Origin of the sequence: Rhodovibrio sodomensis (assembly GCF_016583645.1) — a bacterium.
Taxonomy (GTDB): Bacteria; Pseudomonadota; Alphaproteobacteria; order Kiloniellales; family Rhodovibrionaceae; genus Rhodovibrio; species Rhodovibrio sodomensis.
Genome location: NZ_NRRL01000007.1, coordinates 84021 through 96556, shown reverse-complemented (window position 1 = coordinate 96556; position 12536 = coordinate 84021). Strand labels below are relative to the sequence as shown.

The 12536-nt window shown below is 71.3% G+C and carries 14 protein-coding genes; all 14 read right to left on the bottom strand.

All coding sequences use genetic code 11. The features are described from left to right. Positions 1-191: 191 nt before the first annotated feature. The 14 genes from CKO28_RS05690 to ccmA all read right to left on the bottom strand — a co-directional run bounded on the left by CKO28_RS05690 (position 192) and on the right by ccmA (position 12486). Entirely contained in the window at positions 192-1910 is a 1719-nt protein-coding gene (locus CKO28_RS05690; RefSeq protein WP_200339640.1) for an ABC-ATPase domain-containing protein, read from the bottom strand. A gap of 74 nt (positions 1911-1984) precedes the next feature. Continuing rightward, on the bottom strand, positions 1985-3511 hold the full coding sequence (locus CKO28_RS05685; RefSeq protein WP_200339638.1) for an RsmB/NOP family class I SAM-dependent RNA methyltransferase: 1527 nt from the start codon (positions 3509-3511) through the stop codon (positions 1985-1987). Positions 3512-3565: 54 nt separating this feature from the next. Further along, positions 3566-3949: a response regulator gene (locus tag CKO28_RS05680; protein WP_242480360.1), complete on the bottom strand. Its 384-nt coding sequence runs from the start codon at positions 3947-3949 to the stop codon at positions 3566-3568. A 153-nt stretch (positions 3950-4102) separates the two neighbouring features. Then, positions 4103-4894, bottom strand: coding sequence for a hypothetical protein (locus CKO28_RS05675; protein ID WP_200339635.1), 792 nt, complete (start codon positions 4892-4894; stop codon positions 4103-4105). A gap of 57 nt (positions 4895-4951) precedes the next feature. Further along, on the bottom strand, positions 4952-5683 hold the full coding sequence (locus CKO28_RS05670; protein ID WP_200339634.1) for an ABC transporter permease: 732 nt from the start codon (positions 5681-5683) through the stop codon (positions 4952-4954). Positions 5684-5698: 15 nt separating this feature from the next. After that, positions 5699-6388: an ABC transporter permease gene (locus CKO28_RS05665; RefSeq protein ID WP_200339632.1), complete on the bottom strand. Its 690-nt coding sequence runs from the start codon at positions 6386-6388 to the stop codon at positions 5699-5701. 362 nt (positions 6389-6750) lie between these two features. Beyond that, positions 6751-7542, bottom strand: a complete 792-nt coding sequence (locus CKO28_RS05660; RefSeq protein WP_200339630.1) for a lysine/arginine/ornithine ABC transporter substrate-binding protein — start codon at positions 7540-7542, stop codon at positions 6751-6753. A gap of 115 nt (positions 7543-7657) precedes the next feature. Beyond that, complete coding sequence (locus CKO28_RS05655; protein WP_274610918.1) at positions 7658-8467, bottom strand: ABC transporter ATP-binding protein; 810 nt, start codon at positions 8465-8467, stop codon at positions 7658-7660. A 205-nt stretch (positions 8468-8672) separates the two neighbouring features. Further along, on the bottom strand, positions 8673-9278 hold the full coding sequence (locus tag CKO28_RS05650) for a DsbE family thiol:disulfide interchange protein (RefSeq protein ID WP_200339628.1): 606 nt from the start codon (positions 9276-9278) through the stop codon (positions 8673-8675). A 26-nt stretch (positions 9279-9304) separates the two neighbouring features. Then, a complete protein-coding gene (ccmE, locus tag CKO28_RS05645; RefSeq protein WP_200339627.1) occupies positions 9305-9832 on the bottom strand; it encodes a cytochrome c maturation protein CcmE in 528 nt (175 codons plus the stop codon). 6 nt (positions 9833-9838) lie between these two features. Continuing rightward, positions 9839-10036 (bottom strand): heme exporter protein CcmD, encoded by a 198-nt coding sequence (gene ccmD / locus CKO28_RS05640; RefSeq protein ID WP_200339625.1) that lies wholly within the window; start codon positions 10034-10036, stop codon positions 9839-9841. Between the two features lie 4 nt (positions 10037-10040). Continuing rightward, complete coding sequence (locus tag CKO28_RS05635; protein ID WP_338050055.1) at positions 10041-10847, bottom strand: heme ABC transporter permease; 807 nt, start codon at positions 10845-10847, stop codon at positions 10041-10043. A gap of 158 nt (positions 10848-11005) precedes the next feature. Next, positions 11006-11671 carry a heme exporter protein CcmB gene (ccmB, locus tag CKO28_RS05630; protein ID WP_367575737.1) on the bottom strand — a complete coding sequence of 222 codons (666 nt, stop codon included), beginning with the start codon at positions 11669-11671 and terminating at the stop codon, positions 11006-11008. A gap of 71 nt (positions 11672-11742) precedes the next feature. Further along, complete coding sequence (gene ccmA / locus CKO28_RS05625) at positions 11743-12486, bottom strand: heme ABC exporter ATP-binding protein CcmA (protein WP_338050054.1); 744 nt, start codon at positions 12484-12486, stop codon at positions 11743-11745. Between the last annotated feature and the right edge of the window lie 50 nt (positions 12487-12536).

Genomic DNA, 12536 nt, shown 5'->3' with positions numbered 1-12536 from the left:
GCATGTTACGGCCCGCTGGATCGCTCAACCGCCTGAAGCGGCCTTTGTCACGAGGCTTCGGCCCCGCCGGTTGCCCGACGAAGCCGCTCGTCAGCTACCAGACCAAACCGACTACTGTCTGGGTGGATCCTTCCTCCACTGGTAGACCGCGCCGTCAGGGCGCACGGAATTAAGCAGGCGCTACGCCGGCCTCACCCCGTCTTCAGGGCGCGCAGGCGGTTGAGCGCGGCGGCGAGTTCGAAGCGGCGGAAGCGGGCTAGGTCGCCGCGCGGGGTGCGGGTCAGGGCGTCCAGCCCGCGCGCCGCGACCTCCTGTTCCAGCGCGTCCAGCAGCTGCGGCACCGTCTGGCCGTGCAGGCCCTGGTCGTCGGTCAGGCGCATCAGCGCCTCCGCGACCGCACGGGTCTGGCTTTCGTCGACCAACTGTTCGACCGCGCCCAGGTCGAGATCGTCCTGGCCGATCCCGATCGCCTTGCGGTGGGGCACCTTGATCTTGGGCGGCTTGTCGCCCTTGCCGGCGATGCCGGTGCCCTCGAGCGTGCGCGCGCCCGGACGGCCGAAGCTGTCGCCGCCTTCCTCCGCGCGCTCGGTGCGGTGGGCGTCGACCACCTCGCGCGCCCGGTCGGTCACGTCGTGGGCGCGGAAGTCCTGCATCGCGATCACGGTGTCGGCCTTGTCCAGGTAGTCGCCGGAGCCGCCGATCACCAGCGTGGTGGAGACGCCGAGGTCGTCGTACAGCTGGCGGACCTTGTCGATGTAGGGCGTGATCGGCTCGCGGTCCTTGGCGATCAGCGCCTGCATCCGCCGGTCGCGGATCATGAAGTTGGTGGCCGAGGTGTCCTCGTCCATCATCAGGACCCGCGCGCCCGCCTCCAGCGCCTCGACGATGTTGGCCGCCTGCGAGGTCGAGCCGGAGGCGTTCTCGCTCGCGAACCGGCGGGTGTCGCGCCCGCCCGGCAGGCCCTGGATGAACGGCGAGATGTCGACGTGCGTGACCGCGCGGCCGTCCTCGGCGCGCACCTTCACCGCCGCCGGGTCGGCGACCACCCATTCGCGCCCGTCGCCCGGCAGGTGGTTGTAGACGCCGCGCTCGATCGCCTGCAGCAGGGTCGACTTGCCGTGGTAGCCGCCGCCCACGATCAAGGTGATCCCCTGCGGCACGCCCAGGCCGCGGATCGCGCCGCGGTTCGGCCGGTCGAGCGTCACCGCCAGGCTGTCCGGCGCCTCGAACGCGACCGCGCCGCGCGCCAGCGGCCGGTCGTCGATGCCGGAGCGCCGGGGCAGCACCGCGCCGTCGGCGACGAAGGCGGCCAGGCCGCGCGCGCGCAGTTGGCCGCGCAGCGCGTCCGCGTCCTCCGCGCTGGTCACGTGGTCGCGCAGCCGCGCGTCGTCGTGCGCGGCCGCGAGCAGGGCGTCCTTGACCAGCTGCGGCACGTCCTGCAGCAGCATCTGCTGCGCCTCCCGGCCCAGCACGCTGCGCCCGCGCGCCGGCAGGCCGGCGACGAAGCGCGCCTCGATGCCGCCGTCCCGGCTCGCCAGCACGGCCGTGCGCTCCAGGATTTCCTGCCCCGGCGCATCCATCGCCAGCAGCCCGGACGAGCCGGTGCCGCGCGGCTTGGCCAGCTGCTTGGCGCGGGCGGCGAACGCCCGGGCGAGGTAGTCGCGCAGCGCGGTGACCCGGCTTTCGCTGTCGAAGCAGGCATCCGGAAAGCCGGCGGTCCCGGCCGGGACGAAGACGCGCAGCCGAGACGGGCTGCCGAACGGATCGCCCTGCACGTGGTCGATCGACAGGGTGAATTGGTCGAAGCCGTAGCGGCCGACGATGTCCTTGTAGGCTTTGTAGCCCTTGCCATCGATCCGCTTGAGCGCGGCCTCGAGCTCGCCGCGCTTGAAGGTCCGCTGGTCGCGCATCGCGATCTCGGGTCCTTTCGGGTTCGGCCTAGGTGTTGGGTTCGGGCTTGCTGGGTTCGGGGCTTCCAGGCGGCTTAAAGTTTCCAGGCGCGGGGGAACTGGCTTTCGATCTCCGCCGGCGGGCCCGGGCGCAGGAAGCCGACGCCGAGCGGCACGCCGCGGTAGCGCAGGATGACGTAGCCCTGCGCCGGCCCGGCCATGCCATCCCCGCCGCCGTCCTGGGCGCCGCGCAGCGCATCCGACAGGTGGGCGCGGGCTTGACAGGCTGCAAGTTGATCCGGCGCGGGCTGGATCGGCTGCCGCCGCTGGTAGGCGTCGCGCTGCGCGGCCGTCACCTCGACCACACGGGCCCGCGCCCCGCCGCCCACCATCAGCGCGAGCGCGGTCGAGGGCTTGGGCGTGCGGTTGCGGGCCCGGCGCGCCGGCACCCCGGTCGACACGGGCGCGGGCTTGGCGGGCGCGCTGTGCCCGGCGGCGACCAGCTGCAGGTCGTCGCCGCGCTCGATCACCCTGAGGCCGGCCAGCGGATCGCCCGCGATGTCGAACTTTTCCAGCACCGGGCCGATCCACTGCCGCGGATCGCCCGACCACGCGTCCACATGGCGGCTCGGCGGCGCGGCCGGCGGCGGCGCGTCGGCCGGCTTGTCGAACGCGATGGCGAAAAAGCCGCCGGTGCGGTGGGTGTGCGGCCACAGCCGCAGGCCGGCCTGCACGCCGGGATCGAACGCGCGCCCGCCCCAGCTGGCCACCGGCGCGGCGGGCTGCAGGCCCGGCGGGCGCACCGCGACCGGCTGAAGTCCGCCGTCGAGTTCAGCCAGCACGCGGTCGACCACCGCTTCGTTCTCCTCCGGCGCGAACGAGCAGGTGGCGTAGACCACCCGGCCGCCCGGCTTGACCAGCTGTGCCGCGCGGCGCAGCAGGGCCGCCTGCTGGCCGGCGATCCAGGACAGGAATTCCGGTTCGGAGCCCTGGTAGCCCGCGCCCTGGCGGAACTTGGTGCCCTCGCTGGTGCAGGGCGCGTCGACCAGCACGCGGTCGAAGGCGCCGGCTTCCAGCGGGTAGTCGCCGCCGTCGTGCACGGTCGAGGTCAGGTTGGTCAGCCCCAGGCGCTTCATCTTGTCGCGCACGGCCGAGAGCCGCCGGGGTTCCTTCTCGTTGGCGATCACCGTGCCCTCCGGCCCGACCGCCATGGCGATCCTGGCCGCTTTGCCGCCCGGGGCGGCGCACAGGTCGAGCACCCGCTCCCCGGGCTGGGGATCGAGCATCGCGGTGGGCAGCAGCGAGGCTTCCTCCTGCACTTGGTACAGACCGGCCAGGAAGGCCCACCAGGTGCCCGGCCGGGCGTCCGCCGGGACCCGCAGGGCCGCCCGATCCCAGGGCACCGGGGTCAGGTCCGCGGGCCCGCCGGCCAGCAATCCGGCCAGACGGTCGCGGTCCAGGCGCGCGGCGTTGGCGACGATACAGGTCGGCTTGGGCCGGACCAGGACGTCCAGGAACGCGTCCCAGTCGGCGATCAACGGCTTGTAGCGCGCGAGCACGGCTTCCGCGCGTGCCTTGATGGCTTCCGGATGTTTTGGATGCTTGGTTTCGGCGCCGGACATGGCGCGGGTTATAGCGAAGCCGCCCGGCCCTGGCGAGGGGGCGTGCCCGTGTCGTCAGGTCGATGCGCGCTGGTGCTGCGACGCGGGCGCGACCGCGGCGTCGATCGCGGCCGTCAGGTCGGCCAGCGAACAGGGCTTGGCGAGCAGCCCGGCGGCGTGCTCGCGCCCCTCCCGGAGCGCGCGGTCGAACCGGCCGGTCAGGTAGATCACCTTGATGCCGCGCTCGGCCAGCTGCTCGCCCAGGAAGATCCCGTCAAACGCGCCTTCAAGCCCGATGTCGATCAGGGCGACGTCGGGCCGGCGCTGTTCGCACAGCTGAAACGCCTCGAGGCCGCTGCGCGCGATCCCGGACACGCCGTAACCGGCGTACTCCAGGTTGGCGCTCACCGACTCCGCGAAGTCGCTGTCGTCTTCCACCACAAGGACGTGCGTGCTCATAAACACCAATATAGCTCCGGGAATCCGGCGCGATAGAGGCACGCCCGTGAACAGCTTGTGGCAACACCGGCCGCGTGCGGCCGAGCAAACCAGAGCAAGATGCTCTCTCTTCAAGCAGTTAGAGCAAAATTCACGATGAGGGTCGCCTCGACCTTAATCGATTTTGCTGTAACCCCCCGACGACAGGTCATCGGTCGTGCGTAACGCCCGCGCGGCCGCGGCCAGCGTGCCGGCGTCCAGCGCCACGCCGTCGGCCGCCCGCCCGGCATAGGAAGCGCACAGGTTGAGCGCGGCCGGCGGCACCGGGGTGCGGGCCCGCAGCAGGTCGAGCGCCGGACCGCCACCGGCGGCGAGGTCGCGCACCACCAGCGGGCTTGCCATGCCGACCGCCCAGGTGCCGTCGAGCGCGATCATGTTGTCCAGCGCGGTCAGCAGCTTCGGCCCGATCAGCTGGGCCACCGGCGGGCCGTCGTGCCGGGCCAGGATACGCTGGCCGGCGTGGCGGTAGAACGCGAGCACCGGGTTGCCGGGCGCGAACGCGAGCAGGGCGTTGTGCAGGTTGCGCCGGGCCCGCGGCCGGCCCCGGGCGTCCGGCTGCACCCAGACCTCCCGCCCGAACAGGTAGCCCGCCTCCGGCAGGGCGAGCGCGGCCGTCAGGCGCTCGGGCGCGAACACCAGCACATCCGCGTCCAGCCAGATCACGCGCGGCCAGCCCTGCGCCAGCACCTCGGCGATCCAGTCCAGCCGGGCCAGGTCGGCCACCACCTGCGTGCGGCCGTGCGCCCGCTGGCGCAGGTCGGCTGGCACGCGGTCCAGGAACGCGTCGCCGGCGATCCGGTGGGCGAACCCGGCGCCGGCCGCCCAGGCCGCGACGCTGTCCAGGCACGCGCGCAGCCAGGCCGGCGGGTCGGGCGCGTGGCTCTGGATCACCAGGGTGTCGGGCATCGGCGGGGTCCCCCCAGGGCCAAGGTTAAGAGCGGCGGGGGTTAACGGCCGCCAGGGTTACCGAAGCGCCGGGCCCTGCTGGGAGTCGGTGGTAGTGTCCTTGGCGGCGCGCAGGTGGCCGGACAGGCGGTACTCGATCCGCTTGAACACCGCGAGCAGGCCGTAGACCAGGATCAGGTACATCACCGCGGCGGTCAGATACAGCTCGTAGAACGCGAACGTGCTGGCGGCGATCTTGCTGGCCACGCCGGTGATGTCCATCAAGGTGATCACCGAGACCAGCGAGGTCGCCTGTAAGAGAAAGATCACCTCGTTGGTGTAGGCCGGCCAGGCCAGGCGGAACGCCTTGGGCATGATGATCCGGCGGTACAGCAGCCGGCCGCCCATGCCGCAGGCGCGCGCGGCCTCGACCTCGCCCTTGGGCACCCCCTGGATCGCGCCGCGCAGGATTTCGGCGGTGTAGGCGGCGGTGTTCAGCGTCAGGGTCAGGACGCCGCAGAAGTACGCCTCCCGGAACAAGATCCACAGGCCGACCTGCTGCAACGCGTCGGAAAACTGCCCGCTGCCGTAGTAGATCAGGAACAGCTGGACCAGCAGCGGCGTGCCCCGGAAGAAGAAGATGAAGCCGTAGACCGGCATCCAGATCGCCGGGTTCGGGTGCAGGCGCAGGATCGCCAGCGGCACCGCGATGACCAGGCCGATCGCGACCGACAGGGCGGTGATCTGGATGGTCAGCCACATCCCGCCGATCAACTCGGGCAGGCTGTCGACGATGATCTGCCAGTCCATCGGCGCCCCCTGCCGTTACGCGCGCTGCACGCCGCGGTTGGCCCAGCTCTCCAGGCGCTGCTGCAGCGCCATCGAGACGATCGTCAGCACCAGGTACAGCCCGGCCGCGGCAGCGTAGAAGGTGAACGGCTGGCGGGTCGCCTGGGCGGCCACCTGGGACGCGCGCATCAGCTCCTGCAGTTCGATCACCGAGATCAGCGCGGTCGCCTTGATCAGCACCATCCAGACGTTGCCCAGCCCGGGAATCGCGTAGCGCCACATCTGCGGCAGCAGGATCCGCCGGGCGGCCATCAGCCGGGGCATGCCGCAGGCGCGCGCGGCCTCCATCTGCCCGGCCGGCACGGCCAGGTAGGCGCCGCGGAACACTTCGGTCGAGAACGCACCGTAGATGAACCCGATGGTGAGCACGCCGGAAGCGAACGGGTTCAGGTTGACCCGGAGGTCGTAGCCAAGCCCCGTCGCGGCGTCCTGGATCAGGGTGGGGACGCCGTAATAGACCAGCAGGATCAGCACCAGCTCAGGCACCCCCCGCACCACCGTGGTGTAGACGCCGGCCGCCCAGTTGACCGCGCGCAGCTGGGTCACCTTGGCCCAGGCCCCCACCATCCCGAGCAGGATCGCAAGCGCCATCGAGCTCACGCCGACCAGCACGGTCAGCTTGAAGCCCTCCAGCAGCAGCGGTCCGTAGCCTTGCAGATCGAGCAACGCGGGGCCTTGGCGGGTGGTTCAGGGCAATACGGGCGTACCGGCGGGTCCCTCTCCCTTGAGGGGAGAGGACAGGTGAGGGTGGGACTCCCCGGATACCACCGGGGAGTCCCACCCTCACCCTCCCACGAGCCTACGGCTCGCGGGCCCCTCCCTCTCCCCTCAAGGGAGAGGGGATTAGCGGCGGGTCCGCTCGATGAGGCGAGGAACGGGCACCAACTCATCCCCTCTCCTCCTTCTGATGAGGCGAGGGCCAGGGAGAGGAGGTTGCCCGCGGCATCGATGCCCGTGGCCCCTCCTCCCCTCGCCCTCGCCTCCCAGTGGCGGAGGGGGATCAGTTGGAGATCGTCACGCCACGGCGGTTAGCCGCCGTAGATGTTCATGCCGAAGTGCTTCTGGCTGATCTTATCGTAGGTGCCATCCGCGCGGATGTTGTCGATCGCCGTGTTGAAGCACTGCTTCAGGTTGTCCGCGCCCGGGCGGACGGCGATGCCGATGCCCTTGCCGAAGTACTTCTCCTGGGCGAACGCCGGACCCTTGAACTCGTAGGCCTCGCCCGCCTCGGAGTCGAGGAAGCCCTCGGACAGCTTGATCGCGTCGGCGACCACCAGATCGACACGCCCGCTGGTCAGGTCGAGGGTCGCCTCCTCCTGGGTGTCGTAGGTGCTGATCTCCACGACGTCGCCGAACTCGCCGCGCAGGAAGTTCTCGGAAACGGTGGCGCGCTGCACGCCGACCGTCATGCCCTCCAGGCCCTGCTTGGAGATCTCGACGTCCATGCTGTCCGGGCCGACGAAGCGCGCGGGCGACTGGTAGTACTTGTTGGTGAAGTCGACCTTCTGGGCGCGCTCCTCGGTAATCGACATGGAGGCGATGATGGCGTCGTACTTCTTCGCCAGCAGACCCGGGATGATGCCGGCCCAGTCCTGGGTCTTGAAGCTGCAGTCGGCGCCGATCTCCTCGCACAGCGCATTGGCGATATCGATGTCGAAGCCCTGCAGGTTCCCGTTCTCGTCGATGTAGTTGAACGGGGGGTAGGCGCCCTCGGTGCCGACCGTGATCTGGTCCGGGCAGCCCTCGATCGCGGCACTCGCGGTGCCGGCGGTGAAGGCCATCGCGCAGGCGGCGGCGACTGCCGTCAGCTTGGTGCGCATGGTTTCGCTCTCCCTGTCTTCTTGCGGTTCTTTACTCTGGGGCGCTGGGTCCGATTCGGCCCATGCCCTCCGGTCGGATCCCCGCGTCGCATGCGGGGCGCGGCGCGGGCGCCGCTCAGCCGGTCGGTTGCAGGAACTGCCGACAACGCTCGGACTCCGGCGCGTCGAACACCTGGCTCGGCGGGCCGCGCTCCTCGACCCGCCCTTCGTGCAGGAAGATCACTTCGGAGGCGACCTCCCGGGCGAAGCTCATCTCGTGGGTGACGATCACCATCGTCCGCCCCTCGTCGGCCAGCTGACGGATCACCCGCAGCACCTCGCCGACCAGTTCGGGGTCGAGCGCGCTGGTCGGCTCGTCGAACAGCATGACCGACGGCTCCATCGCCAGCGCCCGGGCGATCGCGGCGCGCTGCTGCTGGCCGCCGGACAGGTGGGCGGGGAAGTGGTCCGCCTTTTCCGGGATGCCCACCTTGGCGAGCAGCTCGTGCGCCCGCTGTGTCGCCTCCGCCCGGTCGCGTTTCTGCACATGCACCGGCGCCTCGATCAGGTTCTCCAGCACGGTCATGTGGGTCCAGAGGTTGAAGTTCTGGAACACCATGCCGAGGCGGGTGCGGATCCGGTTGACCTGCGCCCAGTCGGCCGGCGCGCTCCGGCCCTTCTTGTCGGTGGTCAGCGCGACCTGTTCGCCGCCGACCACGATCCGGCCCTGGTCCGGGACTTCCAGCAGGTTGATGCAGCGCAGGAAAGTGCTCTTGCCCGAGCCCGACGAGCCGATCAGGGCGGTCACGTCGCCCTTGCGCGCGGTCAGGGAGACGCCCTTGAGCACCTCCAGCGAGCCGAAGCGCTTATGGACATCCTGGATGTCCAGCGCCTGCGCCTCGGCCCCGGACGTCGGGGACACTGCTTCCGCCTGCTGCTGCGCCAAGGTGCGCACCGCCTCCGCTCGTCTGTTGGACCGAACCCCTCAGCCGCGTGGGAGGCTAGTCCCCAAGCCGCAGCCATGCAAAGCGAAAACGGGAGGCATGCGTGAAGCGCGGGGCGCGGGGATCGTCGCCGCTCCCTTGAGGGGAGAGGGACCCGCCGCGACCGGTTGCCGACGCCGCGACAGACGCGTCGGAAGAGAGGAAAAGCTACCCGCCCAGTTTCTCCAGCAGCGGCAGGATCTTCTGGTTCAGCGCCTTGCTGTCGATCGGGCCGGTGTGCTTGTAGCGGATCTTGCCGCTGGGGCCGATCACGTAGGTTTCGGGTACGCCATAGACGCCCAGCTGGATGCCGGCGCGCCCCGAGCGGTCGGCGCCGATCCGGGTATAAGGGTTGCCGAGGTTTTGGATGAACCGCCTCGCGTCCGCCGGGGTGTCCTTGTAGTTGATGCCGTGGACGGTGACGCCGTCGCGCTCGGCGAGCCGCATCAGGATCGGGTGTTCGGCCCGGCAGGGCACGCACCAGCTGGCCCACACGTTGAGCAGCACCGGCTGGTCGGCCTGCATCAGGTCGGCGGTGGACAGGCCCGGGCTGTCCAGCCCCGCGACCGGCGGCAGGTCGAACTGCGGCACCTTCTGGTCGATCAGCGCGGAGGGCACCCTGCTGGGGTCGCGGTCGGACAGCAGGCCCCAGGCGAAGTAACCGGCGACGATCAGGAAGATCACGACCGGCAGCAGGAACAGCACGCGCTTGCCCCAGTGGCTGCCGCTGTCCTCGCCGCCGCCGACGGCCTGGGTGTCCTGCTCGCTGGTCATGATCCGTGTTCCGCGCAAACCGCGCGTCAGTTGGTGTAGCTGGTGTCCAGGCCGGACTTGCCGTTGATGGCGTCAGTGTCGGCGGCGTCGGCCTCGGCGGCGCCGGGTATCGGCCCGTCGCCCTCCCACCGGCCGGACTTTTTGAGCGCCTGCGCGACCTCCGGGGGCATGTAGTTCTCGTCGTGCTTGGCCAGCACCTCGTCGGCGACGAACACGCCCTGCCGGTTCAGCGAGCCGTGGGTCACGACGCCCTGCCCCTCGCGGAACAGGTCGGGCAGGATGCCGCGGTAGCGCACCGGCACGGCGTTGGCGCCGTCGGTCACCTTGAAGGTGACGGTCGCGCCGTCGCCGACCTTCTCGACCGAGCCTTCCTGGACCAGGCCGCCCAGGCGGAACCGGCGGTCCAGCGGGATGTCCTTCTGCACGACCTCGGTCGGGCCGTGGAAGAACACGATGTTGTCCTCGAACGCCGACAGCGTCAGCGCCGCGGCACCGGCCAGCGCCAGCATGCCGCAGGCGAGCAGGGACAGCCGTTTCTTCTTGCGCGACCTCATGATGTCCTACGCCTCCTCATCCGCGTCGGCGGCGCTACGGCGGCGGCGCCGGCCGCCCTGGGCCTGCTCCAGCGCCCTCAGGTCGCGCTTAAGACGCTTCAGCCGGGTCAGGCTGACCGCCAGCAGGCCGACCATGACCAACAGGGTCAGGCCGTACGACGGCCAGACGTAAGCCGCGTACTCGCCGAACAGCTCGTTGCCCATCGCCCTAACTCTCCGCGTGCGCCGGCTGGCCGGTGGCCGCCGCGCCGGGTTCCCCGCGCCGCTGCAGGCTGGCGGCGCGCAGATTGCGCAGCCGCTGGCCCAGCAGTTCGTTCTTCATCCGCACCAGCAGGATCGCGGCGAAGAACAGCGTGAAGCCGAGCGCCATGGTGAGCAGGGGCCACAGCATCGAGGAATGGATCGCCGGCGCGCCGATTCGGCTGACGCTGGCGGTCTGGTGCAGGGTGTTCCACCAGTCGACCGAGAACTTGATGATCGGGACGTTGACGAAGCCGACCAGCGCCAGGATCGCCGCCGCCCGGCGGCCGCGGCCGGCATCGTCGAACGCGTTGGCGATCGCCATGTGGCCGAGGTACAGGAAGAACAGCACCAGCACGCTCGTCAGCCGGGCGTCCCAGACCCACCAGGTGCCCCACATCGGCTTGCCCCAGAGCGAGCCGGTGACCAGGCACAGCAGGGTGAACGACGCGCCCACCGGGGAGGCCGCGCGCGCCGCCAGATCCGCCAGCGGATGCCGCCAGACCAACGCCACCGCGCTTGCGACCGCGATCGTGGTGTAGGTGAACATGGCGAGCCACGCGGCCGGCACGTGGACGTACATGATCCGCACGCTGGCGCCCTGCTGGTAGTCGACCGGGGCGGTGAAGGCGCCCACCAGGCCGACCGCAAGCGCGAGCGCGCAGGCCATCCACAGCCACGGCAGGGTGGCGTCGGCCAGGCGCAGGAAACGCCCCGGGTTGGCGAAGCGGTGAAGACTGCGCGTCTTTCGCGGTGCGGCCGCCTGGGTACTCACCGTCAATCCACCCTTACAACGTCCCGTGTCATCAGATGGCCGGTCGGATCTGTCTCCTCAATAGCCGAAACGCGCCTAGGACAAAAGGGCGCACGCCCCGGTCGGCGCCGATTGTCCGGGCCGCGCCCGTCGGGCGCGGCCGGCGGCGTTCGGGATGGCTATTCGACCGCCTGCCGGAGAGCCCCGGCCGCCGCCCAGGGGGCGAGCGCGACCGCCGCCAGCAGGCCCGCGCCCATCAGCAGCAGCTGCGGCCGGGCGCTCAGCCCCGCCATCTGCGCGTCGACCGCCGAGACGCCGAAGATCAGCACCGGGATATAGAGCGGCAGCACCAGCAGCGGGATCAACACCCCGCCGCGGCGCGCCCCCAGGGTCAGCGCCGCCCCGACCGCGCCGATCAGGCTGAGCGTCGGGGTGCCGAGCGCCATCGCCGCCAGCAGGATGCCGTAGCCCGCCGCCGGCAGGCCGTACATCAGCGCGATGATCGGCGCCGCCGCCAGCAGCGGCAGGCCGGTGGTCAGCCAGTGCGCGGTCACCTTGGCGAGCACGATCACCGGCAGCGGTACCGGCGACAGCGCCATCAGCTCCAGCGAGCCGTCCTCGTAGTCGCGCAGAAACAGCCGCTCCAGCGACAGCAGCACGGCCAGCAGCGCGGTCACCCAGACCACCCCGGGCGCGATCCGCTGCAACAGGTTGGGCTCCTGCCCGATACCGAACGGGAACAGCATCGCGGTCAGGACGAAGAACAGCACCGCCAGCAGCGCGTCGCCGCGCTGGCGCAGCGCCAGGCGCAGGTCGCGCGCCACCACGCGGGCGAAGCCCAGGATCAGGCCCGGCCCGGGATCGCCGCCAGCGGCGGCCGTCTCCGGCGCGGTTTTGGGCATGCCCGCCTTGCCGCTCACCACAGCGCCCCGGCCCAGGGATCGTCGTCCGCGGTGACCGGCGCCGGCGGGAAGTCGTCGACCGACAGCGCCCGCGGGTCGGCCAGGTCGAGCGGCTGGTGGGTCGCCAGCACGACCAGCCCGCCGGCCGCGCGATGCGCCTCGATCTCGGCCTCCAGCGTGCGCACGGACCGGGCGTCCAGCCCGACGCTCGGCTCGTCCAGCAGCCACAGCGGCGCCGGCGCGGCCAGGATCCGGCTGAGCGACAGGCGCCGGCGCTGCCCGGCGGAGAGCAGGCGGACCGGCTGGTCGGCCAGGTCGGCGAGCCCGAAGCGCGCGAGCGCGCGCGCCACGGCACCCGCCGACTTGTCCTGCAGCCCGGCCCAGAAGCCGAGGTTCTCGGCGGCCGTCAGTTCCGGCTTCAGCGCCTCGTGGTGGCCCTGGTAGTGCAGGCGCGCGCGGTGCGCCTCCGGGTCCCGGGCGACGTCCGCGCCGTCCCAGAGCAGCTGCCCCGCGGCCGGCGGCAGCAGGGACGCCAGCACGCGCAGCAGCGACGACTTGCCGCTGCCGTTGGGTCCGCTCAGCACAAGCGCGCCGCCGGCGGGCAGATCGAAATCCAGCCCGGCGAAGATCGCCCGGTCGCCGCGCACGCAACCCAGATCGCGCCCGGCAAAACGCACGCCGGCGCGCGGCCGGCCCGACGGGGCGGCGGGGGCCGCGCTGGGCGCGGACGCGGCTTGGCTGGAATTGTCGGCGGCCACGGGACTGCGGGATAACGGCTTGGACGGTTGTGGGACACGGCGCGCCGGCC

Coding starts and splice junctions, on each gene's coding strand:
- CKO28_RS05690 (WP_200339640.1), bottom strand. CDS start 1,910: ATGCGCGACCAGCGGACCTTCAAGCGCGGCGAGCTCGAGGCCGCGCTC.
- CKO28_RS05685 (WP_200339638.1), bottom strand. CDS start 3,511: ATGTCCGGCGCCGAAACCAAGCATCCAAAACATCCGGAAGCCATCAAG.
- CKO28_RS05680 (WP_242480360.1), bottom strand. CDS start 3,949: ATGAGCACGCACGTCCTTGTGGTGGAAGACGACAGCGACTTCGCGGAG.
- CKO28_RS05675 (WP_200339635.1), bottom strand. CDS start 4,894: ATGCCCGACACCCTGGTGATCCAGAGCCACGCGCCCGACCCGCCGGCC.
- CKO28_RS05670 (WP_200339634.1), bottom strand. CDS start 5,683: ATGGACTGGCAGATCATCGTCGACAGCCTGCCCGAGTTGATCGGCGGG.
- CKO28_RS05660 (WP_200339630.1), bottom strand. CDS start 7,542: ATGCGCACCAAGCTGACGGCAGTCGCCGCCGCCTGCGCGATGGCCTTC.
- CKO28_RS05650 (WP_200339628.1), bottom strand. CDS start 9,278: ATGACCAGCGAGCAGGACACCCAGGCCGTCGGCGGCGGCGAGGACAGC.
- ccmE (WP_200339627.1), bottom strand. CDS start 9,832: ATGAGGTCGCGCAAGAAGAAACGGCTGTCCCTGCTCGCCTGCGGCATG.
- ccmD (WP_200339625.1), bottom strand. CDS start 10,036: ATGGGCAACGAGCTGTTCGGCGAGTACGCGGCTTACGTCTGGCCGTCG.